Source organism: Neisseria sp. HMSC061H08 (assembly GCF_001836795.1).
Classification (GTDB): Bacteria; Pseudomonadota; Gammaproteobacteria; order Burkholderiales; family Neisseriaceae; genus Neisseria; species Neisseria subflava_A.
Genome location: NZ_KV830556.1, coordinates 158,397 through 184,656, shown reverse-complemented (window position 1 = coordinate 184,656; position 26,260 = coordinate 158,397). Strand labels below are relative to the sequence as shown.

Sequence of the window (26,260 nt, the reverse complement as noted above, 5' to 3'; positions counted from 1 at the left end):
AAAGATGAAACCGATTCTTCCACGCCGTCTTTCCGGTGGTCAACATACCAAAAAACCTTCCGCTCAGGCAGCACAAGCCGATGCTTTATTACGCCTGCTCGTTGCGTTTATCCTGATTGTTATCTTCTTTTCCATTTTGCTGGCGCGGTTCTTTTACTTACAAGTAACCCAACACAATGAGTTTTCCGGCCAAGCATCGAGCAACCGCATCACCCTGATTCCAACGCCGCCCGTACGCGGCGAAATCGTCGATATCAACGGCGTTCCTTTGGCCAAAAACTATGCCGTCTTTTCGCTTGAAGTTATTCCCAGCCGCATTGAAGGCAAGATGGAAGATGTCATTGAAGCATTGAAAAAATACGTCGATATTACGCCGACAGATTTAAAACGCTTCAAAAAATACCGCGAAAGCTATCGAAAATTTGAAAATATCCCACTCAAACTCAGACTGACCGATGAAGAGGCAGCCCGTTTGTCCGTGCATTTGCGCGAATTCAAAGGCGTAGAGGTCAACTCACGCACATTCCGCGAATATCCTTACGGCAAACTGACTTCCCATTTCTTAGGCTACATCGGCCGTATTAGCGATAAAGACAAAGAAATGCTGGAAGAAGAAGGCCTGACCGCCCTCTACCGCGGCAGTACGCATATCGGCAAATCCGGCTTGGAAAAATATTACGAACACCAGCTTCATGGCGTTCCAGGCTATCAGGAAGTCGAAAAAGACGCTTACGGCAATATCATCCGCGTATTGAAAAATGTCCCGTCCAAAATGGGGCAAACCTTGCGCCTAGGAATGGATATCCGTATGCAGCAGGAAGCCGACCGAATCTTGGGCGACCGCCGTGGCGCATTGGTGGCCATCAATCCACAAGACGGTACTGTTTTGGCATTTGTTTCCAAACCTTCTTTCGATCCCAACCTCTTTATTGACGGCATCGACAGCGATACTTGGAAAATGCTGAATAACGATTGGAAAAAGCCTTTGATCAACCGCGTTACTCAAGGCCTCTATCCGCCGGGCTCTACATTCAAACCCTTTATGGGCATGGCTTTGTTGGAAAGCGGCAAAATCACTCAAAACACCATCGTCCCTGCCCCCGGCGCATGGAGCATACCCGGCAGCCGCCATATTTTCCGCGACTCTGTCCGCAGCGGTCACGGCTCGGCCAACTTGAGCAAAGCCATTCAAGTATCCTCAGATACTTTCTTCTACCGCTTGGGTTACGAAATGGGTATCGATAAAGCCTCTCCGTATCTGGCGCAATTCGGTTTCGGCCAAAAAACCGGCATTGACCTGCCCAGCGAATACGCAGGCGTTTTGCCCAGCCGCGAATGGAAAGCCAAACGCTTTGCCAAATCTTCCGACCCGACCGCCAAAGAATGGCGCGCCGGCGAGATGGTTTCCGTCAGTATCGGCCAAGGCTACAATGCCTACACGCCTTTGCAAATGGCACATGCGACAGCTTCTCTTGCCAATGACGGTGTCGTCCATCAGCCGCATTTGGTCAAAGAAGTATTGGATTTCGGCGCACGCAAAATTACCCGTATCAACCCCAATCCCGAGCGTCAAATTCCGTTCAAAGCCGACAACTTCGAATACGTCAAACGCGCAATGGAGAAGGTATTGAAACCGGGCGGTACGGCACACCGTATCGGTGGCGGACTCGCTTACACAATGGGCGGTAAAACCGGTACGGCCCAAGTCGTACAAATTAAACAAGGCGGCCGCTACAATGCCGCAGCCCTGCGCGAACAACACCGCGACCACGCATGGTTTATCTCGTTTGCGCCATTGGAAAAACCTGAAATCGCCATTGCCGTTATTTTGGAAAACGGCGGCTGGGGTGCGTATGCCGCGCCATTGGCCCGTGAAATGACTGATTTTTATATGCTTCACGTCAAGCCGCAACAGTTTTCAGACGGCCTTGAAACAGATTCGGCCAAAACTGAAAAAACTGATAAACATCAGCCTATTACCAGCATTTTCCAATCTGCCTACGGACTGACGCCGACAAGCCCTGCCTCACAGCCGGAGGTTCATCATGAATAACACATCAGCGTGGAAAAATTTCAAATCCACCATTGCAGCCCCGATTGACCCTTGGCTGTTTTTTGCCATGCTCGCCATCTACATCATGAGCCTGTTTTTGCTCTATTCTGCAGATGGGCAAGAGTTCGGCCAATTGGAAAACAAAACCATCCATACCGTTTTGGGCTTTGCCCTTTTATGGATTATCGCCGTATTCAAGCCGCAAACGGCCGCCAAAGTTGCCCTGCCTGTTTACATTGTCGGCGTATTGCTGCTGATTGGCGTCGAAGTTGCCGGCGTTACCGTCAACGGCTCGACCCGTTGGCTGAGCCTCGGCTTTACCCGTATCCAACCTTCCGAAATCATGAAAATCGGTATTCCCATGACTGTCGCGTGGTATTTCCAACGCTATGAAGGCCGTCTGAAATGGATACATTATATTGTCGCCCTTGTGCTGATTCTTGTTCCTGTCGCCCTGATTTTGAAGCAGCCCGACCTCGGTACAGCCGCGCTGATTATGGCTTCGGGCATTTTTGTCATCTTTTTTGCCGGATTGCCCTGGAAAGCCATTTTTGCCGCTATTATTGCCTTTGTGGCCGCCCTGCCGCTCTTGTGGAACTACGGCATGCACGACTATCAAAAAACCCGCGTCCTCACCTTGCTCGACCCGACCAAAGACCCGTTGGGTGCAGGCTACCACATCATCCAATCCATGATTGCCATCGGCTCGGGCGGCGTATGGGGTAAGGGCTGGCTCAACGGCACGCAAACCCATTTGGACTATATTCCCGAATCAACGACTGACTTTATTTTTGCGGTATTCGGCGAAGAATTCGGCCTGATCGGCAATATCCTTTTGCTGCTGGTTTACCTTATCATTTTGGCACGCGGATTGTGGATTGCCGCACAAGCGCAATCCCTTTACAGCCGTACTTTGGCAGGCGCATTGACCATGACCTTTTTCTGCTACGCCTTTGTAAACATGGGCATGGTCAGCGGTATTTTACCCGTTGTCGGCGTCCCCCTCCCCTTGGTCAGCTACGGCGGTACGGCTACGCTTTCTATCATGGTGGTGCTGGCCCTATTGATGGGTATCGCCAACGAACATAAAAACCTCCGCCGTCGCAATATGGACAACGACAACCTGACTGAAAGCGAGGAATAATATGGAACTGGGTGTAGAAATCGGCAAGCTGCTCGTGGCATTTCTCGTGCTGATTAATCCTTTCAGCGCGCTCTCGATTTATCTTGATCTGACACAAGACCACAGCACCAAAGAAAAGCGCAGAATCGCGCGTACTGCCGCATTGGCTGTTTTCATCGTGATTGTCGTCTTTGCACTGGGCGGCGGTATCTTATTGAAAGTACTCGGCATCAGCGTTGGCTCTTTCCAAGTCGGCGGCGGAATTCTGGTTTTGCTGATTGCCATCTCCTTAATGAACGGCAACGACAACCCGGCCAAACCCAAAATTGATCCCCATTCAGAAGAACATCAAAGTGCGCAACAAGTCCGCCGCAATGAAAAAGCGATTGCCGTCGTTCCCATTGCCATTCCGATCACCATCGGCCCCGGCGGTATCTCCACTGTCATCATTTACTCCTCTGCCGCCAAAAATTACAGCGATATTGCTCTGATTATTATCTCCGGCTTCTTGGTCAGCCTGATTTGCTATTTCATTTTGGTCGTGGCCGGACGCATCAGCAAACGCTTAGGCACGACCGGCCTGACCATCCTCAATCGCATCATGGGCATGATGCTTGCTGCCATTTCCGTAGAGATTATTGTTGCCGGTTTAAAATCTATTTTTCCCCAACTGGTCGCTTAAAGTACAATCATCACAATAAAAGGCCGTCTGAAACATTTTCAGACGGCCTCATAAAAACATAAAAACAAAGGAGCCTAACCATGTTTCACAGCACCTATGTCTTTACCGGTGAAACCATTTGCCACCGACCGGCACAAAGCTACACCGAATTTACCGACGAATTAAACCGCCTCCAAACCCTTCAGCAAACCTTCGCACAATCAAGCATTATCGAGCGCACCGCCCTCTTACAGCAATTTGCCGACAGCCTCACCCAAAACCAAGAACGCCTCGCCGAAATGGTTTGCGAAGAAGTCGGCCGCTGCCTGCATGAATGCCGCGCCGAAATCAGCAAATCCATCGAGCTTATCCGCTACTACGTCCGCCTCGCGCCCGAACTGCTCTCCCATAAAACCATCGCCACCCAAGCCAGCCTCAGCCAAGTCCGCTTCGAGCCTTTGGGCGTTGTTTTGGCAATCATGCCGTGGAACTACCCTGTTTGGCAGATTTTACGATTTGCCATCCCTGCCCTGTGCGCCGGCAATGCCTGCGCGGTCAAACCTGCGCCCAGTGTCGCCCGCGTCAGCGAGACCCTCTTCAGCCTCGTCCCCGAAGGTTTGCCGCTTATCGGCGCATGGTTAAGCCATGAAGACACGCTTAAAGCCATTGAAGATACCGATGCCATGGCATTTACCGGTTCAACCCATACCGGCCGCCTGCTAGCCGCCCATGCGGGCAGACATCTGAAAAAAACCGTCCTTGAACTGGGCGGCAGCAATCCGTTTATCATCCTGCCCGATGCCGATCTGCAACGCGCAGCCATCGATGCCTGCTATTCGCGCTTTCGCGATGCCGGACAATCCTGCAATGCCGCCAAACGCATCATTGTTACCCAAGATATTGCCGAACAATTTATCCCTCTCTTCCTTACCGAGTGCGCCAAACTGCAAACCGGCAATCCCAAAGACCCGAACACCACCCTTGCCCCGCTTCACCGCCAAGACTTGCGTCAAACCGTACACGAGCAGGTTCAAGATGCGGTTGCACACGGTGCGCAATGTTTGAGTGGCGGCCATATCCCTGAGGGAGAAAGCTGGTTTTACCCTGCCACGGTATTGGATCAAGTCAACCCCAACTGCCGCGTTTGGCATGAAGAAGTCTTCGGCCCGGTTGCCATGATCTTACGCGCCGACAATCCGGATCACGCCGTTGCACTTGCCAACGACACACCTTTCGGCCTCGGCGCCTGTATCTACACAGCCGACACGGCAAACGCATGGCAATACGCCGAAAGAATCCAAGCAGGCTCTGTCTTTATCAACCGCCACACCAGCAGCGACCTGCGCCTCCCCTTTGGCGGCGTCAAAGCTTCCGGCTATGGACGCGAGCTATCAGAATTCGGGCTGTACGAGTTCGTCAACGTCAAAACCTATTGGCAAAAATAAACCGTTTCATTAACTCAGGCCGTCTGAAACCCGTTTTCAGATGGCCAAACAGCGGGAAACACAGCGTTTTATGGTAAAATCCGTCGGTTTTCCCGTATCTTCCGTCATCCATTTTTAAGAAAGCCGGCCGCTTTGGACTCGCTCAACACTTTCTTCCTCATCATCGCCCTGCTGTTGTTCATCAGCGTCGTCGCATCGCGTGTTTCCTCGCGTTTCGGCATGCCCCTGTTGCTGGTTTTCCTCGTCGTCGGCATGTTGGCGGGCGAGGAAGGTTTGGGCGGCATCAAATTCGACAACTTCGCCTTCGCCAACATGGTCGGCCAGCTCGCCTTGGCCATCATCCTGCTCGATGGCGGCCTGCGTACCAAATTCGACAGTTTCCGCCTCGCCCTCAAGCCTGCCGCCGTTTTGGCCACTTGGGGCGTGATTGCCACCGTCACCCTGCTCGGCATCTTCGCCACCTTTTTTCTCAATATCGACTGGAAATTGGGCGTATTGATGGCCGCCATTGTCGGCTCGACCGATGCGGCAGCGGTTTTCTCGCTGTTGCGCAGCAGCGGCGTGCGCCTCAATTCGCGTATTTCCGCCACCTTAGAGTTGGAGAGCGGCTGCAACGACCCGATGGCCATCCTGCTGGTCAGTGCCTTTATCGGCCTCATCATGAACCCTGCCGAAACCGACTCCGCCTCCATGCTGACACTGCTGGCCACCCAGCTCGGACTGGGACTGTTTTCCGGCTATGCGGCAGGTAAATTACTGGCGAAAATATTGGAACGCATCAGCCTGGCCGAAGGGCTGTACGCCATTTTAATCGCCTCGGGCGGCCTGCTGGTGTTCGCCGTTACCAACCTGCTCGGCGGCAGCGGCTTTCTGGCGGTTTACTTGGCAGGCGTGTTCATCGGCAACTCGCGCAACAGCTCCACCGAACACGTTTTGAATGTGATGGACGGCCTGGCCTGGCTGGCCCAGGCATCGATGTTCCTCGTCCTCGGCCTGCTGGTCAGCCCCGCCAGACTGATTGAGACCGGCCCCAAAGCCGTCGTCATCGCCGCCTTCCTCATCTTCGCCGCCCGCCCACTGGCCGTCTGGACTTCGCTCAAATTTTTCAGCTACCGTTCGCGCGAAGTCGCCTACATCAGCTGGGTCGGACTGCGCGGTGCCGTACCGATTACCCTTGCCATCACGCCCGTGATGATGGACGTGCCCGGCTCCCTGATGCTGTTCGACGTTGCCTTCGCCGTCGTCATCCTCTCACTGCTGATTCAAGGCGCAACCATCCCGTTTTTCGCCCGCCTGCTGAAAGTCGATTTACCGCCCAAGCCGGAACCGCTGTCGCAACGAGAAATTTGGTTGGCCGACAAACTGGCCGTATCCCTGCAATCGTTCAAAGTCGAGGCAAATTCCGACGCGGAAGACAGCCACCCGTCCGCCATGACGCGCGACAGGTTTTCAGACGGCCGCATCTTTGCCCTGCTCCGCAACGGTGAAAACATAGCCGTCCTGCCCAGCACGAAGATGAAGGCAGGCGACATTGTATGGTTCATCCTCGACGAACAGCTGGGCGATGACTTTGCCCAGCAATTTGCCGGCAACAACCACGGCGAACAAACCTTCTTCGGCGCATTCAATCTGAACCCCGAAGCCATTGTCGGCGACCTTGCCGAAGCCTACGGCCTGCCCGTGGACGAACACGAACGCAATCTCCGCCTGGACGAACTGTTCAGACGGCGTTTCGGCGATATGCCCGTCGCAGGCGACCGCATCGATTTGAACGGCTTTAAAATCACAGTGAAAGAATTAGACAATAAAGCCCAGATTCGCCAGCTCGGCTTGAAAACTCCGGATTGAGGCATTTTCATACCTTGAGTTGGCCAAAACCGGCAAGGTATCAATCAAACAGATGAAAAATATAAATTTGGAAAAAACATAAATTTGGAAAAAACATAAATTTGGAAAAAACATGAATTTGGGAAAATCATTTATTTGAACCATTATGTTCCCCAATCAGGCAGAAATTCAACGTGAACATTTAAACGGTCTGAGACCTTTGCAAAATACCTCTCTTCACCTTTTCCCCAACAGCCGAAATCCAAACACAGGTTTTCGGCTGTTGGAAGGAAAGGAATTTTGCAAAGATCTCAGATTATTATATGCTTTATTCCGATTGCTGCATTAAGCCGTTTCTAAAATACCCAATAAACAAAAAGGCCATCTGAAATACAACTTTCAGACGGCCTTTTCAATCAAGCACTACTTACTGAATTACAGTTTCCATTCAGCCAATTTAGCAGCGTACGCATCCAAGTCAGCGATTGGACGGGTAGCCACGCCGCTTTCCATAGCTGCTTTAGCGGTAGCAGAAGCAACGCGAGGCAACAGGCGGGAGTCGAATGGGGTAGGAATCAGGTATTCCGCGCCGAATTCAAATTTCTTACCGTAAGCGGCAACCACTTCTTCAGTTACCTCTTCCATTGCCAAGTCAGCCAAAGCGTATACGCAAGCGCGTTTCATTTCTTCGTTAATGGTGGTCGCGCCGACATCCAATGCGCCACGGAAGATGAATGGGAAGCACAATACGTTGTTTACTTGGTTCGGGAAGTCTGAGCGGCCGGTACCGATTACCACATCCGGACGGGTTTCTTTTGCCAATGGAGGCAGAATTTCCGGATTTGGGTTTGCCATAGCGAACACAATTGGTTTCTCGTTCATGGTGTTCAGCATTTCAGGAGTCAGCAGGTTTGCACCGGACAGACCCAAGAAAATGTCTTTACCTTTAACGGCATCAGCCAATACGCGTTGGCCGTTGTCTTCGATGGCGTAGAATTGTTTGGATTCGTCCATCGCGTCTTTGTCTTCGCGGGTTTTGTAAATCACGCCTTTAGAGTCGCAGACGGTTACGTTTTCACGTTTCAGACCCAAATCCAGCAATTGGTTCAAGCAAGCAATCGCTGCGGCACCTGCACCGGAGCACACCAAAGTTGCTTCTTCAATTTTGCGGCCGGTATAACGCAAGGCATTCAATACGGCGGCAGCGGTAATGATGGCGGTACCGTGTTGGTCGTCGTGGAATACAGGGATTTTGCAACGTTTGCGCAATTCGCGTTCGATGTAGAAACACTCAGGCGCTTTGATGTCTTCGAGGTTGATGCCGCCGAAAGTCGGTTCCAAAGAAGCGATGATGTCTACCAATTTTTGCGGGTCTTTTTCATCGATTTCGATATCGAATACGTCAACGCCGGCGAATTTTTTGAACAATACACCTTTGCCTTCCATTACAGGTTTACCGGCCAATGCACCGATATTGCCCAAACCCAACACTGCGGTACCGTTGGAAATCACGGCAACCAAGTTGCCTTTGGCAGTGTATTTGTAGGCAGTTTGAGGATCGGCATGGATTTCCATACAAGGAGCGGCTACGCCCGGAGAGTACGCCAACGCCAAGTCTTTAGAAGTAGCCAAAGATTTGGTTGGGGTAACGGAGATTTTGCCCGGCACGGGGAATTCGTGGAACTGCAGGGCGGCTTCTTTTAATGAATTTTCCATTTATCGATCCTGTTTGCGAGAGAGATTTTACAGCGAACAAGTCTGAAACAGGCTGCTTCAGACGTTTAAAATTTCTAAAGTCGGCTTGTTAACAGACCGGCTTTGTAAGAGGCCGTAATTTTATCATGTTCTTTTGGTGGCGCATACCGATATTTATTACATTTGTTTTGATGTTTCGTTTTATTTGGTTTTATGTCTAAAAACTTCTGTAATAATATTTCTTCACCACATTACCCTTCTTTCAGACGGCATTTTATTTAAACTTAAACATTCAATCCAAAATGACTGTCTAACGCGGTTTCAATCTGATTTTTTACCGCGTCCAGACTTTGGCTGCTGTCGATGACGGCATAGCGCTCCGGCTGTTTGTTAGCACGTTGCAGATACACTTCGCGCACCCGATTGAAAAACTCGGCTTCTTCTTGTTCAAAGCGGTCTTTCTCACGCGTTTGGTTGATGCGCGCCATTGACACCTCCAACGGCACATCCAACAGCAAGGTTAAATCTGGGCGGAAATCGCCCTGCACCCAATGCTCAAGCGTGGCAATATCTTGCAAGGGAACGCCGCGTCCACCGCCTTGATAGGCAAACGTTGCATCGGTAAAGCGGTCGGAAACCACATGCGTGCCGTTTTTCAGGGCAGGCAGAATGACCGTTTCCAAGTGTTGCTGTCTGGCGGCAAACATCAACAGGGTTTCGGTGCGCAGGCTTACTTGGGTGGCAGGGTTGAGCAGGATTTCGCGCAATGCTTCTCCGGCAGGCGTGCCTCCCGGTTCGCGCGTAAACAATACGGGCAGTTGGTGTTTCTCAAACCATGCTTTCATTACGGCGAGGTTGGTGGATTTGCCTGCGCCGTCTATGCCGTCAAGGGTAATAAATCTGGGTTTCATATGGATATCATTAATCTAAAGGCCGTCTGAAACTGGGATTATAAATGTTTCAGACGGCCTATTCGGTTTATTTCTTCAAAATATATTTGCGTACGGCGGCGTTGTGTTCAGAAAGATTGTGGCTGAACTCGCTCAGGCCCGTACCATCCATTTTTGAGACGAAATACAGATATTTTTCATTAGACGGATGACCCGCCGCCTCAAGCGCGGCCTTGCCGGGAAGCGCAATCGGCGTCGGCGTCAAACCTCTGCGCGTATAAGTATTGTAAGGCGTATCGCGTTGCAGGTCGGCTTTGCGGATTCTGCCCTTATACGCATCGCCCATGCCATAAATGACAGTCGGGTCGGTTTGCAGGCGCATGCCGATATTCAGGCGGTTGACGAATACGGCGGCCACATGGGCGCGGTCGTCTTCGTGCGCGGTTTCTTTTTCAATCAGACTCGCCATAATCAGCATTTCGTACGGATTTTTATAAGGCAGGCCGCTTTGACGGTCGTCCCATGCTTCTTGCAGGTTTTCCCGCATTTTACGGTAGGCGATTTTGTAAATTTGAAGATCGCTGCCGCCGGCATCAATTTCGTAACTATCCGGGAAAAACTGTCCTTCAGGATTGCTGCTCAAGGCATCGGGCGCCACTTCGGCCATCAGTTTTTCATCGCTCCAGCCGCGCGTATCATGGGCAATATCGGCAGTGTTGTCGATAATACGGCGCATTTGGACAAACCGCGCGCCCTCTAGAATTTGCACGCTGACCGAATCAGGGCGGCCTTTTTTAATGCGTTTTAAAATGTCCCAAGCCGATACTTTGGCAGACAGACGGTAAGAGCCGGCATTGAGTTGGTTGTGTACGCCCATCACATATGCAGCGGCTACCAACACATAACGGTTATAAACAATGCCGTCTTGAGCCAGTTTGCGGCTGACGGAAGAGATACCTTGGTTTTTGGTAATGGTAATACGGTATGGTTTGCCGTTGTCTTTCGGAACAAACAACAATGCGGCAACCACAGCGGCAAATGCCGTCAAAAATACGGCCAGCCATTTCAACAATTTTTTCAGCATGGTAGGATTCTTGGTTTGTGAACGTGTCGGGCGACAGTATAACCGAAAACAAGTCCACCACGCCCGCTACCTTCCCCAACGTATGTTTTCCTATCCCGAAAGGCCGTCTGAAACCATGAATTCTCCTTCAAAAAACACTTGGCAAAACGGCCGTTGGCTGAATGCACGCCAAACTCATTCGCCCAATTTCAGCCCGCGCGAACCGGATGAAAACGTCTCATTGGTTGTCCTCCACAATATCTCCCTTCCTCCTTTTGAGTACAACACGGGTGCAGTGGAAAAATTGTTTACCAACCAAATCAACCCTGACGAGCATCCTTTCTTCAGCATCATTCACACCTTGCGCGTCTCCAGCCATTTTTTCATCAGCCGTAAAGGCGAAACCGTCCAATTCGTTTCCTGCGACGACATGGCCTATCATGCAGGCATATCGTCGTTTCAAGGCAGAGAAAAATGCAATGCCTTCTCCATCGGTATCGAACTGGAAGGCTGCGATTTCGAGCCTTTTACCGAAGCACAATACACCAGCCTGCAAGCCTTGTTGACCGCCATTTCCGAACATTATCCGATTCAGGCCGTTACCGGTCATCAGGACATCGCGCCGGACAGGAAAACCGATCCCGGACATTTCTTCGATTGGTTTCGTCTTCAAAAAGCAGGTTTTCCCGTCCGGCGCGGATAACTTTCAGACGGCCTGAACACTGATTGGCAGACATAATGCTGTCACAACCGTTTATTTTCGTTATAATTCGGCTATTCATTCGGACGCATAAAGTCCGGCTCCAACGAACTGCCCGCGCAGCAAGATTCCGCACCCTAAAAAAGACGGAATGCTGCCTTTTTAAAAAGTGATTACTCCATGATTTTCATCGTCTTAGCCCTCGCCGCCCTTTTGGCGGTCATCGGTTACAACATGTACCAGGAAAACCAATACCGCAAACAAGTGCGCGAACAATTCGGCCATTCCGATAAGGATGCACTTTTGACCAGCAAAACCAAACACGTCCGCGACAGCAAAGAAACCGGCGGCCAAGGTTTGTTTATCAAGAAAAACAAAAAAAACGAAGAGGCATTGCGCAACCTGCAGGAACAAGATGAAATCTACGCGGCCAAAGCCAAACTGGCCCACCCTGCCCAGCTTAAAACTGATGTCGAACTGACCGTGGAAGACGACTTTTCCGAAGAAGAAAAAGTCCAACACACCGTTATCGGCTTGAACAACGAAATTACCGTAAGCCCAGCCGAAGCCGCTTCTGCTCCGGTTGAAACTGCAGCCGAGCCTGTGGCACAAGTACCATTGATCAGCCTGGACGAATTATCTCAAGTCGAGCTGCCTTGGTTTGATCCCCGCTTCGACTACATGGCCTATATCTCCCTGAAACAAGCCCAAGAATTGCATGCCCTGCCGCGCCTTTCCGCTACCCACCGCTTCCAAATCATCGGTTGCACCATGGACGACCATTTCCGCGTTGCCGAGCCGATTCCGGGCGTTTACTACCAAGGCTTCGTCATGGGCCTGCAAGCTGTCAGCCGCAACGGTTTGGCTGCGCGTGAAGAGTTGCAACACTTCGACCAACAGGTTGATGCTTTTGCCCAACTGATGGATGGCAAAGTTTTGCATACCGACTTGGACGCGTTCACCGAAGTCGCACAAGCCCTCGACCAATTCTGTGCGCGTGTTGACCAAACCATCGCCATTCACTTGGTTTCCCATTCCAACATCAGCGGCGTAGAATTGCGTGCCGCCGTGGAAGAAACCGGTTTCAAACTGGGTGAAGACGGCGCGTTCCACTTCGGTGACAACAACAATCCTCAATTGTTCTCCATCCATACCTTGGACAACAAACCGTTTACCAATCCTTTGCTGGACAACCAAGCCTACCGTGGCTTCAGCATGCTGCTGGATATTCCGCACGTTCCGGCCGGCGAAAAAACTTTCGACAAATTCATGGACTTGGCAGTCAAACTTTCCGGCCAACTCAGCTTGGATTTGGTTAACGACCAAATGGAAGAAGTTTCCACCCAATGGCTCAAAGACGTACGCAACTACGTTTTGGCCCGTCAGGAAGAAATGCTTAAAGTCGGCCTCAAACCCGGCAGCAAACAAGCCCTGCGCCTGTTCTCTTAAACTTCCTCAAACAAAAAGCGGATATGCAATGACGGCATATCCGCTTTTTTCAGGTAAAATCCCTTCATCTTCAATATTCATCGATTTTCAGACGGCCTCTCTATCATCAGGCCGTTTGAAAACTCTATTCCGATTACACAATGAATCCGACCGCACAACGTATCAAATACCTGACCGACCTCCTCAACCGCTACGCCTACGAATACTACACCCTAGACGCGCCCAGCGTACCCGATGCCGAATACGACAAATTGTTCCGCGAGCTTGAAGCATTGGAGCGAAACCATCCCGAGCTCAAACTGCCCGACAGCCCGACCCAGCGCGTCGGCGGCGAACCTTTGGCAGGCTTTGCCGAAATGCGCCACGAAGTACCGATGCTGTCGCTGACCAACGCCTTCTCGCCACAAGATGAAAACGGCGTGTTCGACCATGCCGAAATGTATACTTTCGATGAGCGCGTGCGTGGCGGTTTAAACGGCGAAAAACCGGAATACGTTATCGAGCCTAAATTTGACGGTCTCGCCATCAGCCTGCTCTACCGCGACGGCGTATTGATTCAAGCGGCAACCCGTGGCGATGGCACAACAGGCGAAGACGTTACCCAAAACGTCAAAACCGTATCCAACATCCCCCTGCGCCTGCATGGAGAAAATATTCCCGAGCTTATCGAAATACGCGGCGAAGTCCTGATGCTTAAAGCCGATTTTGCCACTTTAAACGCACGACAGGCTGAAAACGGACAAAAACCTTTCGCCAATCCGCGCAATGCCGCCGCCGGTAGTTTGCGCCAACTCGATTCACGCATTACAGCACAGCGCAAACTGCATTTCTTCCCCTATTCCATCGCCCGACAACAAGGTGGTTTTATCACGGAAGAACACCTGCAAGAGCTGAGCTACTGTAAAGAGCTTGGTTTCAGCCTGCCCGATGGTAATTTCGGCTGTTTCCAAAATATCGACGAAGTATTGGCATTTTACGAGAAAATGCAGCAAAAACGCCCTACTTTGCCTTACGAAATCGATGGTATGGTCGTCAAAGTCAACAGTCTGGCACAACAAGAAAAACTGGGCTTCATCTCACGCGCGCCGCGCTGGGCCATTGCCCACAAATTCCCTGCCGAAGAAGCATTGACCATTGTCGAAGCCATTGATGTACAAATCGGGCGCACCGGTGCAGTAACCCCTGTCGCCCGCCTACAACCTGTATTCGTCGGCGGCGTTACCGTCACCAACGCCACCCTGCACAATCAGGACGAAGTATCGCGCAAAGACGTACGCGTTGGCGATACAGTCGTCGTACGCCGCGCCGGAGACGTCATTCCCGAGGTGGTGCGCGTGATTTTTGAACGCCGCCCAATGCAGGAGACCAAGATTGCTGTTTCAGACGGCCTGCAAGACGATTTGTTTGCCGAAACACCTTCTAAAACGCAATCCGAACCACTTTACAAACCCTACCGCCTACCCACCCATTGCCCTATCTGTCACAGCGAAATCGAACGTGAAGAAGGCGAAGCAGTTGCCCGATGCAGCGGCGGTATGCTTTGCCAAGCACAACGCGCTCAAGGTTTAATACACTTTGCCTCACGCAAAGCCATGGACATTGACGGACTTGGACAAAAACAAATCGAGCAACTGGTAGCGCAAGATTTGGTTCGTCATTTCGCCGACCTCTATCGCCTCGATATTCCAACCCTGCAAAAAATGAAGGAAACAGCGGATAAAGCATCGACTAATGAGGAAGAATCATTAAACAGTGATATTGAAGACTTTGAAAGCGAGACCGGCAATGCCCTGCTTAGCAAAACCAGTAAGAAACAACCGACCAAATGGGCGGAAAACATCCTCGCAGGCATAGAAGCCAGCAAAACGCCTGAACTTGCCCGCTTCCTTTTTGCCCTCGGCATCCGTCACGTCGGCGAACGCACCGCCAAAACGCTGGCGCAGGCATTCGGTACGCTCGAACAAGTCCGCCATGCACCTGAACCCATCCTCGCCTGCCTGCCCGATATCGGTACGGTGGTTGCTCGCTCCATCGCCCACTTTTTTGCCCAAGAAGCGCAACAGGCGATGATAGACGAGCTGCTGGCTGCAGGTGTTGCCCCGCAAAGCCAGGCTGTCACTATCCCGCCGTTGCGCTATGCCGAGCCGCAACGCTGGATTGCCCACCTGCCTGATTTTAAAATCAGCGAAACCAAAGCACTGGCCTTATGGGAGCTTGCCGGACAAAGCATAGAAGGTTTGCAAACTGACAAAGCGTTGCCTGCCGATTGGCAAACATGGCGCAGTAAACCGCAAAACGCAGCCCTGCTTGAAAATATGAAAACTTTCTTTGATCAAAAGCTGCCTGAGCTTCAAGATGAAACGATTTCAGACGGCATCAATGAGACCATAGCAGGAAAAACCTTTGTATTAACAGGAACTTTACCCACGCTCAAACGCGACCAAGCCCAAGCCATGATTGAGGCTGCCGGCGGTAAAGTTTCTGGTAGCGTATCCAAAAAAACCGACTACGTTGTCGCCGGAGAAGCCGCAGGCAGTAAATTGGAAAAAGCCCAAACGTTGGGCGTGGCCGTATTGAGCGAAGAAGAATTACTGACGTTGCTGGGATAAGACAGTATCTATGACCAATCCTCCTTTTCAGACCGTCTGATACTTTATCATGTGGTATTATCATTACATACGACTACATCTTTACACTTTTTGGGGTATAAACCCACAGTTAAAATAGGATAATAATATGAAACCCATTAAAAAATGCGTCTTCCCCGTTGCCGGTATGGGCACCCGTTTCTTGCCTGCGACCAAAGCCAGTCCCAAAGAAATGCTGCCTATCGTAGACAAACCTCTGATTCAATATGCAGTTGAAGAAGCGGTTGAAGCCGGCTGTACTGAAATGGTGTTCATCACCGGCCGTAACAAACGCAGTATCGAAGACCACTTCGACAAAGCATACGAGTTGGAAACCGAATTGGAATTGCGTCAAAAAGACAAGCTGTTGGAGCACGTTCGCGATATCCTGCCTCCCAACATTACCTGCATGTACATCCGTCAAACTGAAGCATTGGGTTTGGGTCATGCCGTATTGTGCGCGCAGGCTGCCGTTGGTAACGAGCCTTTTGCCGTTATTTTGGCAGACGATTTGATTGACACGCCTAAAGGCGCGTTGAAACAGATGGTTGATGTGTACAACCAAAGCGGTAACAGCATTTTAGGCGTTGAAACCGTTGATCCTTCTCAAACAGGCTCTTACGGTATCGTTGAAGTTGAAAAGCTGAAAAGCTATCAGCGTATCACCAACATAGTTGAAAAACCCAAACCGGAAGAAGCGCCTTCCAACCTTGCTGTTGTCGGCCGCTACATCCTGACTCCGCGTATTTTTGACTTGTTGACCAACCTGCCTCGCGGTGCCGGTAACGAAATCCAACTGACAGACGGTATTGCGCGCCTGCTCGACCATGAGTTTGTGTTGGCTCATGCATTTGATGGCAAACGCTACGACTGCGGCAGCAAATTGGGTTACCTTGAAGCAACCGTGGCTTACGGTTTGAAACACCCTGAAACCGGTGAACAATTCAAAGAATTGCTCAAACAATACGCTTAAGCCCAACCATTATAAAAAAGGCCGTCTGAAATTTCAGACGGCCTTTTTCTCACACTTATTTCTTCCAATATGCCGGAGTAAACAAAATTAAAACGGTAAAAATCTCCAAACGTCCCAACAACATCACCGCCGTACACAGCCACTTCTGCACATCGCTCAGCGCGGCGTAATTATGCGACGGACCGACTGCCCCCAAACCCGGACCTGCATTAGTAATACAGGCAATGACTGCCGTAAAGGCGGATAAAAAGTCCAAGCCTGCCGCCATCAGTAAAAAGCTGAATACAATGACCGTCATAAAATAAATAAAGATGAACGACATGACAGTCAGCGCCATGCGATCCGGAATAGAACGGTTGTTGACCTTTACCGTACGAACCGCGCGTGGGTGCAACAAAATCAGCATTTCGCGCAAGCTGAATTTGAACAATACCAACGCACGCACGTTTTTAATACCGCCCCCCATAGAGCCTGAACTTGCCAATACGTTCGACAGGAAAAACATCCACAACGACACAATCAGCGGCCATTGGGCAAAGTCAGCATTGGAGAAACCGCTGGCCAATCCGATGGACACAAAGTTGAAGCTGACAAAGCGTAAAGCTTCGCCAAGGCTTTGATAAACATCCTGCTGCCATAAATACAATGCCGAAATCAAAATACTGCCCGACAAAACCAGCAACATGGAACGGCATTCCTCATCTTTCCAATACACCTGCAAAGAGCGGTTGCCCAACGCAGTAAAGTGGCTGGCGAAATTGATACCGCCCCAGACAGTAAAAAACATCAACGTCCATTCGACTGCTACAGAATTGAAATATGCAACGCTGTCATCATGTGTCGAAAAACCGCCCAAGGCCACAGCCGACATCGCATGGCACAAGGCATCAAACCAGCCCATACCAGCAATATGCAAGGATACAAAAGCCGCAGCAGTTGTCAGCGCATAAGCAAACCAAAGCCGTTTGGCCACTTGCGAAATACGGGGAGCCATCTTGCTTTCCTTATCCATACCCGGAATTTCCGCTTTGAAGAGCTGTGTCCCCCCCACGCCCAACATCGGCAAAATCGCCACAGCCAGCACGATAATACCCATACCGCCAAGCCAGTTGAGCATGTGCCGCCAAAAATTGACCGACGGATCCAGCGTATCCAAGCCGGAAATCACTGTTGCCCCCGTTGTCGTCAGCCCCGACATCGCTTCAAAAAACGCATCGGTGAAACTCATGGACGGCATATAGAAATAAATCGGCATCGCCGCCACGACGGCAAAAGCCAGCCATAGCATCAATACCAGGGTAAATCCGTCACGCGGCCGCAATTCACGGTTGAAACGCAAAGTCAGCACCCAAGTAACGCACGACACCAGCAATACCGTTAAAGCCGTGTAGGCAAACACGAAAAACGCGCTGTCGTGATAAAAATACGACATCAGTGTCGGCACAGCCAACAGCAGTGAAAACAACAGCCCCAGCTTGGACAATACATGGATAATCGGCACAACCTTACTTACCGCACCACCCAATCTGAAACCCTTATGCAAATACATCATATCCCTATCATCAGAAAACAAAATATTCAGACGGCCTCATGAAAAAAAAGCCGTCTGAAACAGCATATTTTATCAAAATGCCGCAACCCCGTGATAAAGAAAAACCAAAAAACACTTGCCTGCTCTTTTTCTAAGAGTATAATGTTATACTATAACACTCACTGGAGAAAGAAATGAAACCCGATATCCACCCAGACAACTATCGTACCGTCCTGTTTTACGACAGCGGTGCAGACCAAGGATGGCTCATCCGTTCATGTGCCAATACCCACGGAAAAACCATGGTTTGGAAAGACGGAGTAGAGTATCCCCTCTTCTCTCTTGATACCTCTTCCGCGTCCCACCCCGTATACACAGGCAAACAACGCAACGTCAATATTGAAGGCCGCGCCAGCAAATTCAACCAACGTTACCAATCCATGATGTCTTCTTTCAGAAAGGATAAATGATGCAAGTCCTCTCATCCCTGAAAACTGCAAAAAAACGACACCGCGACTGCCAAATTGTCCGCCGAAAAGGCAAAGTGTACGTCATTTGCAAGAGTAATCCCCGTTTTAAAGCACGCCAGCGTTAAGCTGTTCTATCCTTCTTTCAATGTAACTCTCTGAATTTTCCGCACTTTCGTTTACCTCTAGCGCAAGTGCGGCTTTTTTTCAAACGGCATTAATCATTCATATCAAAACTACAAAGAATCCTGCCATACTCCCGAAAACAGGAAGAAAAAGTAAATAATGGTTATCCCTATTGTGAAGCCATAAAGATATTTATAACATGCCGCTACATTCTTCCTTCAACACTGACCATAGGAGTCAAAAATGAAAGTAAAAGCCCTGCTTGCAATTGCCGCCGCCATGAGCCTCGCTGCCTGCGCCGCACCTGAAGCCCATCGCCATGACCATGGTCAACGTCATGAGCACAATCATGCACACGAATATGGCCACCAACATCATGACATGCACAACCATGGCCGTGTTCAATCATTCAGCTGCGAAAACGGCCTGTCTGTACAAGTCCGCAACCTGAGCACCAACCAAGTTGAACTGCGTCTGGACGACAAAGTTGCCACCCTGTCTTCTGCCGTTGCAGGTTCAGGCGAACGCTATGTTGCCAACCAAGGCCTGTTCGGCAAAGGCGCTGAATGGCATCAAAAAGGCAGCGAAGCATTCTTCGGCTTCACTGACCCATACGGCAACAAAGTAGAAACTTCTTGCTCTGCCCGTTAATTTCTACTAAGCAATAGAATAGCTAAAGGCCGTCTGAAAACTTGTTTCAGACGGCCTTTTATATTGGATAAAACGAAAGAGAAATATAGTTTCCGTTCAATGAGAAAATGTAAATATGAGGCTATTTGAAGGTTCAAAATACGTCCATACTCTACGGATAAGTAAGGCCCTTTGAAAAGTGCTTTCTACGAGAATTTATTTCTCAATATACGTTAAATCCACTATACCTATACTGACTATCTCTATTTATCAAAACTACAAATCCCAATTACCCTTCAAAATCTATCCGTTATACGAAACAGATTCAATAAACAAAGGCCGTCTGAAAACCTATTTTCAAAGTTTTCAGACGGCCTTTATCTTAGACCAAACCATTAAGCGTAATGTCTGTCTTCGCCTTTACCGTCAACGTTGTCGGCACAACGTTTACAGATGGTTTCATGGCCTGCAACTGCGCCTACATCGTGGGTGTAGTGCCAGCAGCGTTCGCATTTTTCACCATCGCTGGCTTTAGCGGTCACAGCAAGTTCATCACCGACTTTCACTTCAGCTTTAGACACCAGCAAAGCAAAACGCAATTCTCCGCCCAAAGTGTTCAGATAGTCGGCAATTTCTTCCGGAGCCGTAATTTCGGTTTCGGCTTGCAATGAAGAACCGACAGTTTTATCCGTACGCAGAGGCTCGATGGCGGCAGTTACTGCTTCGCGTGCTTCGCGGATTGCCGTCCATTTTTTCACCAATTCGGCTTCGGCTTTTTCATTGATAGATGGGAACTCATGCCATGTGTGGAAGAGGACGCTGTCTTCTTCGCCGCCACCGATAATATCCCATGCTTCCTCGCCGGTGAAGCACAAAATCGGAGCAATCAGCAGAACCAAACTGCGTGTGATGTGATACAGGGCAGTTTGCGCGCTGCGTCGTGCATGGCTGTCTGCTTTGGTGGTGTAGAGGCGGTCTTTCAGAATATCGAGGTAGAACGCGCCCAAGTCTTCCGAGCAGAAAGAAACAATGTCTTTTACGGCAAAATGGAAGGCATAGCGCGGATAGTAATCGCCTGCCAGACGCTCTTGCAGCTGACGTGCCAATACCACGGCGTAGCGGTCGATTTCGACCATGTCTGCCTGCGGTACGGCATCTTCAATAGGATTGAAGTCGCTGAGGTTGGCAAACAGGAAGCTCAAGGTATTGCGGATACGACGATAGCTTTCAGTTACGCGCTTAAGGATTTCTTTGGAAATCGCCAATTCGCCGCTGTAATCGGTAGATGCCGCCCACAGACGCAGGATATCTGCACCGAATTCGTTGTAGACTTCTTGCGGCGCGACAACGTTGCCGATGGATTTCGACATTTTGCGGCCGTTTTGGTCAACCACGAAACCATGGGTCAGCAGCTGTTTGTATGGCGCGCGACCCATTGATGAGGCACAACCGGTCAACATAGACGATTGGAACCAGCCGCGGTGTTGGTCGCTGCCTTCGAGGTAGAGGTCGGCGGGCCATTCCAATTCTTCGCGTTGTTTCAAGACGGAATAATGGGTCGAGCCGGAGTCGAACCATACGTCCATAGTGTCGGAAAGTTTGTCGTAATTTTCACAATCTTCCGCGCTCAAGAGTTCGCTCTTATCAAGAGAGAACCATGCTTCGATGCCTTTTCCTTCGATTTTTTGGGCAACTTTTTCCAACAACTCGGCAGAGTTTGGATGCAATTCACCAGTCTCTTTGTGAACAAAGAAAGTCATCGGTGTGCCCCAATAGCGTTGGCGAGAAACCACCCAGTCAGGACGACCTTCAATCATGGCTTCTAAACGCGCACGACCCCATGATGGGAAGAATTCGGTGTCATCAACGGCTTTGATGGCTTTGTCGCGCAGGGTTTTACCGTCGGCACCTGCTTTGTCCATACCGACAAACCATTGGCCGGTCGCACGGTAAATCAGCGGGGTTTTGTGGCGCCAGCAGTGTGCATAGCTGTGTTCGATTTTGCTGCTTGCCAAGAGGTTGCCGGTTTCTTCCAACCATTGCAGGATAACGGGATTGGCTTCCCAAACTCGCATACCAGCAACACGAGGTGTTTCACTGATGTATTTGCCTTCGGCATTTACAGGGTTGTAAAGCTCAATGCCGTATTTATTGCAGACAGCGTAGTCTTCCAGACCATGAGCAGGCGCAGTATGCACCAAGCCGGTACCGGCATCGGTGGTAACGTGGTCGCCATTGAGCATGGGAATATCGCGTTCGAGGAACGGATGATTCATGTGCAGGTTTTCCAGCTTGTCACCTGTGGTTTCTGCCAATACATTTAGGTCGTCTGAAGCAAAACCGTAGCGTTTGAGCGCATCTTCTGCCAAATCTTTAGCCAACACCAATTTGCCTTTAGGCGTATCAATCAGTTGATACACCACGTCTGCGCCAGCTGAAACAGCTTGGCTCGCAGGCAAAGTCCAAGGCGTGGTTGTCCAAATAACGGCAAATGCTTTGCCTTCGATACTTGCCAAACCGAATGCGGCGGCAAGCGCGGCAGTGTCTTTAAACGGATAACCGACGTCAATCGCAGGCGATACTTTGTCTTTATATTCCACTTCGGCTTCGGCCAGCGAAGAGCCGCAGTCCAAGCAGAACTGAACCGGTTTCGCGCCGCGGTAGAGATAGCCGGATTTGTAGATTTCGCCGAGCATACGCACGGTATCGGCTTCGGTTTTGAAATCCATGGTCAGGTAAGGATTATCCCAGTCGCCCAACACACCCAAGCGAATAAAGTCTTTTTTCTGGCGGGCAATCTGTTCGGCGGCATATTCGCGGCACAATTCGCGGAAACGGGCTTTAGGCATATCTTTGCCGTGCAGTTTTTCTACCATTACTTCGATAGGCAAACCGTGGCAGTCCCAACCCGGTACATAAGGCGCGTCAAAACCGGCTTGGGTTTTGCTGCGGATAATGATGTCTTTGAGAATTTTATTGACGGCATGACCGATGTGGATGTCGCCGTTGGCATACGGAGGACCGTCGTGCAGAATAAATTTCGGACGGCCTTTGGCGATTTCTCGCAGTTTTTGATAGCGTTTTTGCTCGTACCAGCTTTTCAGCCATGCAGGCTCGCGCTTGGCAAGATTGCCGCGCATTGGAAACGGGCTCTCGAGCAGGTTTACGGTTTTACTGTAATCGGTCATTTTTTGATCTCTATTGTTGCGGTATTTCGGTTTCAGACGGCCTGATTGCTCATTTTGAAAAGAACAGGCCGTCTGAAAAAATTCAAAGGACTTATTGTAGCCCAATTGTCTTGATTTTATAAGCTTCTAGAAGCGTTTCTATGCTTCCCAAACCCTTGCATCTTCCATATCTTGCAAAATTTGGGTTTTCAATGCTTCGATACTCTCAAATTTTTTCTCGTCACGCAGTTTGTGCAGGAAGCGAACGAAGATACGTTGTCCGTACAAATCGCCGTTGAAATCGAACAGATGGACTTCCAGCTTTTGCGAGCGGTTGTTGCTGACAGTGGGGTTAAAACCAAAGCTGGCAACGCCTCGGCGCGTACCGAATGTGCCATCTGCTTCAACGACAAATACGCCGCTTAGCGCATAATGATACGGAGGAAGCTGGACATTGGCGGTAGGCGCGTTGATGGTGCGGCCGAGTTTTTGTCCGTGTTTGACCTTGCCGCTTAAAACGTAATCATGGCCCAATAGTCTTTTGGCGTATTCCAACTTGCCGTCTGAAAGGGCTTGGCGGACGGCGGTACTGCTGGTACGGATGTCTTCAACGATAACGGACGGCGTGCGCTCGGTTTGCATATCGGGCTGTTGAGCCAAGAGTTCAAAACAGCCTTCACGGCCGGCACCGAAACGGAAATCGTCGCCAATCAACAAATAACGCGTGTTGAGCGTTTGGCGCAAAAGCTGGTCGATAAACGCTTGCGCGCTCATATCGGAGAAAGCTTGGTTAAAACGCAAGACCCAAACGGCATCCACGCAGCCGGTTTCACGCAAAAGGCGCAATTTGGTACGCAGCGGGCTGATGCGGTAAGGCAGCTTTTTCCCGGCTTTGCGCGCAAAAAATTCTTTGGGCTGAGGCTCAAAAACAACAACGACAACAGGCAGACCGCGCTGGTCTGCCTCTCGTTTGAGTTTTTGTAGAATGTGTTTGTGCCCGAGGTGTACGCCATCGAAGTTGCCGATGGTTACGGCGGCTCCTTGCGGAAATTTGGGCGCGTGTCGCTGTCCAAGCCAGATGTTCATGGGTGGTGGGTATTGTGTTTGAATAGGCGGCTATTGTAAACGTTATTGCCGTTTCAATAAACCTTAGGCCGTCTGAAACCAATAAATATATGCTTTCAGACGGCCCTAAAGTTTGTTAATACCTTACCACCACCAAGGATAACGGCCAAACGGATAGCCCCAATCGTCGTAATAACGATAGTAACGGGCTTCGCGCAGCTGTTCTTGAGAAATATAGTTTTGCCATGCCATTTTGTAGCAGGCTTGGAACATCGGATCGGAAACTTTGTCGATATATTTGAGGCGGAAGGCTTTTTGTTCCGCAGTTGCGGCACCGGGTTTGCCTTCTTCGTCAAATTTGCGGCGGATCAGCGCGGCAGTCTCCTGATCGCATTGGGCAGCAAGATGTACTTGAAGATCCTGCTCATAGCGTTTCTGCGCTTGGGCGCGTGCGGCTTTTTGCTCAGGCGTGGTGGCGCAGGCGGCAAGTAATGCGGCAGCACCAATCAATACAGTCAGGCGGATAGGATTCATCGGATGTTTCCTTATAGTCATGTATAGCTATTAATGTACGCCCTCATCTTGTAATGGGCAAGTGTGGCAACTTGGGGACACTTTCATATTATTTGTTCTTGGCAGCAGGCAGTTGCATATAAAATACACCCAATATAAATGCTCGCTCCTACCCTCAATCAATGAACGACGACAAACCGCCCCACTCCTACCGATTGCGCCACCACAGGCAACACACGCCGCCGTTTTGGCAGGCGGACCGTCCGTATCTGCACGAACACAATATTTCCGATGCCCGTTTTAGACGGCTGGGCTACATCATGGCCTTTCTTGCCGGTGCGATTAATGCCGGCGGTTACTTCGCATTCTCACGTTATACCTCCCACGTTACCGGCTCAATGTCGCTGTTGGCAGATGTTTTGTATCTTCAAGAGTGGAGTGTGGCCATTATTGCCACAATCAGCGTGTTATGTTTTGTTGCCGGTGCCGCGCATTCGGGTTGGGTGATTTTGTGGACGCAGCAGATGCGTTTCCGTGGCAGCTTTGGGTTTTCCATGTGGCTGGAAGCAGTTTATCTGTTGATATTCGGTTGGTTCGGTATTGCCGCGATGGAATGGGATTTTGGCGGCTCTGATTTTATTATGCCGTCTTTAGCATTGTTTTTATTGTGTTTTATTATGGGCATGCACAATACGGTTATCACGCTTCTTTCCGGCGGTGCCATCCGCTCCACCCACATGACCGGTACGGCGACCGACTTGGGCATTGAAATTTCACGCGCGCTTTATTACTCCAAACAGCATCATCCGCGCCTGCCGCACGTCCGCGTCAACAAACCGAAAATGTGGCTTTTAAGCGGCTTGATGCTGTCGTTTTTGCTGGGCGGCGTGGTTGGCGCATGGGGTTATCATCTGGTCGGCCATCATTTCGCCCTGCCCGTTTCCGCCGTTTTGCTCATACTGGGTGCAGGTTCAGTGGGATACGATGTCAAGGTCAGATTGAAATGGGCATTCGTCAACTGGTATCGCCGCAAGCAGAAAAAACGGAAGAAACTGTAAAAAACTTTGCTTGTTATTTCACGGCAAAACGGCCAAGCTGCCAGAAAAATGCAGAAATGCTTCAGAATTATGTTAACTGGCAAATATTTTCGTAATATCGGGTTAAACCCATTCTTTTGCGTTTCGGATATTGGGTATCATAAATCCGTAATGACCCACGCGGTTTTTATTCATTTTTTTCAGACGGCCTAAGCCGTCATCTAAAAAGAGGATACGACATGAAATTCTTGAAACCCCTGACCGTTATTGCTACTGCAATTCCTTTGGCACTCACCGGCTGTGTGACCGATCCTGCTACCGGTCAACAATCCGCCAGCAAAACCGCTATGTACGGTTTGGGCGGTGCGGCTGTTTGCGGCATCGTTGGTGCGCTGACCCACGGTGGTAAAGGCGCGCGCAACTCCGCATTGGCTTGTGGTGCAGTAGGTGCCGGTATCGGCGGTTACATGGACTACCAAGAGAAAAAACTGCGTCAAAGCCTGGCCAACACCAACATCGAAGTTGAACGTCAAGGCAACCAAATCAAACTGGTTATGCCTGAAAACGTAACCTTCGCTACCGGCAGCGCTGCCCTGAGCGGCCATGCTCAAAGCGCCTTGTCTGCCGCCGCGCAAACTTTGGTTCAATATCCTGACACCACTTTGACCATCAACGGCCACACCGACAATACCGGCAACGATGCCATCAACGAACCATTGTCTCGCAACCGCGCCGAATCTGTTGCCACCTTCCTGCAATCCCGTGGCGTAAGCAGCACCCGTTTGAGCACTTTCGGTTACGGCTCCCGTCAACCAATCGCCTCCAACGCTACTGTTGAAGGCCGTGCACAAAACCGCCGCGTTGAAATCTTGATCAACCCTGACCAACGCGCCATTGACGCCGCTAAAAAACAAATGTAATCCGACATCTGTCTGATTCCCATACTCAAGGCCGTCTGAAATTTCAGACGGCCTTTTTCTTTGTGGATTTTGTTTGCAATTTCTTCTCCGCAACCAAACCTGTCATAAAATTTATTCTTTTATTAACAAGACTTTTCAATTTTTCCTTCAAAAAAACTGTATTAATACTCTAATTTTTACACTAACTTAGAGTATAATTCCTAAAATTTTAAAAACACGCCTCATGCCGTCTGAAAAACGGCGGCGAAAAACACACTTATTTATATACACATCAGTCCGTTATCCAATCCATTTCATA

21 protein-coding genes are annotated in these 26,260 nt (G+C 50.1%); 14 read left to right on the top strand and 7 right to left on the bottom strand.

The annotated features are described in order from the left end of the window. The first annotated feature begins 4 nt into the window (after positions 1-4). The 5 genes from mrdA (at position 5) to HMPREF2675_RS01755 (ending at position 7,130) form a co-directional block, all read left to right on the top strand. Positions 5-2,053, top strand: a complete 2,049-nt coding sequence (gene mrdA, locus HMPREF2675_RS01775) for a penicillin-binding protein 2 (protein WP_070813855.1) — start codon at positions 5-7, stop codon at positions 2,051-2,053. Then, the gene (rodA, locus tag HMPREF2675_RS01770; protein WP_070813854.1) at positions 2,046-3,197 is read left to right on the top strand and encodes a rod shape-determining protein RodA; all 1,152 of its coding nucleotides are present in this window, start codon (positions 2,046-2,048) and stop codon (positions 3,195-3,197) included. Before mrdA ends, rodA begins: the two co-directional genes overlap by 8 nt. A 1-nt stretch (position 3,198) precedes the next feature. Further along, positions 3,199-3,858 carry a MarC family protein gene (locus HMPREF2675_RS01765; protein ID WP_070813853.1) on the top strand — a complete coding sequence of 220 codons (660 nt, stop codon included), beginning with the start codon at positions 3,199-3,201 and terminating at the stop codon, positions 3,856-3,858. Positions 3,859-3,938: 80 nt separating this feature from the next. Continuing rightward, on the top strand, positions 3,939-5,282 hold the full coding sequence (locus HMPREF2675_RS01760; protein ID WP_070813852.1) for an aldehyde dehydrogenase family protein: 1,344 nt from the start codon (positions 3,939-3,941) through the stop codon (positions 5,280-5,282). 132 nt (positions 5,283-5,414) lie between these two features. Further along, entirely contained in the window at positions 5,415-7,130 is a 1,716-nt protein-coding gene (locus HMPREF2675_RS01755; RefSeq protein WP_070813851.1) for a potassium/proton antiporter, read from the top strand. Between the two features lie 414 nt (positions 7,131-7,544). On the opposite strand, the gene HMPREF2675_RS01750 is transcribed toward HMPREF2675_RS01755, so the two are convergent. From HMPREF2675_RS01750 to mltG, 3 genes are all read right to left on the bottom strand, one after another. Next, the gene (locus tag HMPREF2675_RS01750) at positions 7,545-8,825 is read right to left on the bottom strand and encodes a malic enzyme-like NAD(P)-binding protein (RefSeq protein WP_083323859.1); all 1,281 of its coding nucleotides are present in this window, start codon (positions 8,823-8,825) and stop codon (positions 7,545-7,547) included. A gap of 263 nt (positions 8,826-9,088) precedes the next feature. Continuing rightward, a complete protein-coding gene (gene tmk, locus HMPREF2675_RS01745; RefSeq protein ID WP_070813850.1) occupies positions 9,089-9,715 on the bottom strand; it encodes a dTMP kinase in 627 nt (208 codons plus the stop codon). 67 nt (positions 9,716-9,782) lie between these two features. Then, positions 9,783-10,778, bottom strand: a complete 996-nt coding sequence (gene mltG / locus HMPREF2675_RS01740; protein ID WP_070813849.1) for an endolytic transglycosylase MltG — start codon at positions 10,776-10,778, stop codon at positions 9,783-9,785. Between the two features lie 115 nt (positions 10,779-10,893). On the opposite strand from mltG, the gene ampD reads away from it, so the two are divergent. The 4 genes from ampD (at position 10,894) to galU (ending at position 16,506) form a co-directional block, all read left to right on the top strand. After that, entirely contained in the window at positions 10,894-11,460 is a 567-nt protein-coding gene (gene ampD, locus HMPREF2675_RS01735) for a 1,6-anhydro-N-acetylmuramyl-L-alanine amidase AmpD (RefSeq protein WP_070813848.1), read from the top strand. A gap of 177 nt (positions 11,461-11,637) precedes the next feature. Beyond that, complete coding sequence (locus HMPREF2675_RS01730) at positions 11,638-12,906, top strand: cell division protein ZipA C-terminal FtsZ-binding domain-containing protein (protein ID WP_070813847.1); 1,269 nt, start codon at positions 11,638-11,640, stop codon at positions 12,904-12,906. Positions 12,907-13,046: 140 nt separating this feature from the next. Continuing rightward, positions 13,047-15,515 carry an NAD-dependent DNA ligase LigA gene (gene ligA, locus HMPREF2675_RS01725; RefSeq protein ID WP_070813846.1) on the top strand — a complete coding sequence of 823 codons (2,469 nt, stop codon included), beginning with the start codon at positions 13,047-13,049 and terminating at the stop codon, positions 15,513-15,515. Between the two features lie 127 nt (positions 15,516-15,642). After that, the gene (gene galU, locus HMPREF2675_RS01720; RefSeq protein ID WP_070584091.1) at positions 15,643-16,506 is read left to right on the top strand and encodes a UTP--glucose-1-phosphate uridylyltransferase GalU; all 864 of its coding nucleotides are present in this window, start codon (positions 15,643-15,645) and stop codon (positions 16,504-16,506) included. A 55-nt stretch (positions 16,507-16,561) separates the two neighbouring features. On the opposite strand, the gene HMPREF2675_RS01715 is transcribed toward galU, so the two are convergent. Beyond that, on the bottom strand, positions 16,562-18,058 hold the full coding sequence (locus tag HMPREF2675_RS01715; protein ID WP_070813845.1) for a TrkH family potassium uptake protein: 1,497 nt from the start codon (positions 18,056-18,058) through the stop codon (positions 16,562-16,564). 173 nt (positions 18,059-18,231) lie between these two features. Between HMPREF2675_RS01715 and HMPREF2675_RS01710 the strand changes: the two genes are divergently transcribed. From HMPREF2675_RS01710 to HMPREF2675_RS01700, 3 genes are all read left to right on the top strand, one after another. Further along, positions 18,232-18,507 (top strand): type B 50S ribosomal protein L31, encoded by a 276-nt coding sequence (locus tag HMPREF2675_RS01710; protein ID WP_049328620.1) that lies wholly within the window; start codon positions 18,232-18,234, stop codon positions 18,505-18,507. Beyond that, positions 18,507-18,632 carry a type B 50S ribosomal protein L36 gene (ykgO, locus tag HMPREF2675_RS01705; RefSeq protein ID WP_003685279.1) on the top strand — a complete coding sequence of 42 codons (126 nt, stop codon included), beginning with the start codon at positions 18,507-18,509 and terminating at the stop codon, positions 18,630-18,632. The genes HMPREF2675_RS01710 and ykgO overlap by 1 nt, the downstream gene beginning before the upstream one ends. Before the next feature lie 241 nt (positions 18,633-18,873). Next, positions 18,874-19,281, top strand: coding sequence for an MliC family protein (locus tag HMPREF2675_RS01700; protein WP_070461602.1), 408 nt, complete (start codon positions 18,874-18,876; stop codon positions 19,279-19,281). Between the two features lie 374 nt (positions 19,282-19,655). Here HMPREF2675_RS01700 and ileS read toward each other — a convergent pair whose 3' ends face one another. The 3 genes from ileS to HMPREF2675_RS01685 form a co-directional block, all read right to left on the bottom strand. Continuing rightward, positions 19,656-22,448 carry an isoleucine--tRNA ligase gene (gene ileS, locus HMPREF2675_RS01695; RefSeq protein ID WP_070814079.1) on the bottom strand — a complete coding sequence of 931 codons (2,793 nt, stop codon included), beginning with the start codon at positions 22,446-22,448 and terminating at the stop codon, positions 19,656-19,658. Positions 22,449-22,586: 138 nt separating this feature from the next. Then, positions 22,587-23,513: a bifunctional riboflavin kinase/FAD synthetase gene (gene ribF, locus HMPREF2675_RS01690; RefSeq protein WP_070461603.1), complete on the bottom strand. Its 927-nt coding sequence runs from the start codon at positions 23,511-23,513 to the stop codon at positions 22,587-22,589. 123 nt (positions 23,514-23,636) lie between these two features. Then, entirely contained in the window at positions 23,637-24,026 is a 390-nt protein-coding gene (locus HMPREF2675_RS01685) for a hypothetical protein (RefSeq protein WP_070813844.1), read from the bottom strand. Between the two features lie 161 nt (positions 24,027-24,187). On the opposite strand from HMPREF2675_RS01685, the gene HMPREF2675_RS01680 reads away from it, so the two are divergent. After that, a complete protein-coding gene (locus HMPREF2675_RS01680) occupies positions 24,188-25,063 on the top strand; it encodes a YoaK family protein (protein ID WP_070461604.1) in 876 nt (291 codons plus the stop codon). Positions 25,064-25,281: 218 nt separating this feature from the next. Beyond that, positions 25,282-25,962 (top strand): YiaD family glycine zipper/OmpA-like lipoprotein, encoded by a 681-nt coding sequence (locus tag HMPREF2675_RS01675; RefSeq protein ID WP_049328625.1) that lies wholly within the window; start codon positions 25,282-25,284, stop codon positions 25,960-25,962. Positions 25,963-26,260: the final 298 nt, after the last annotated feature.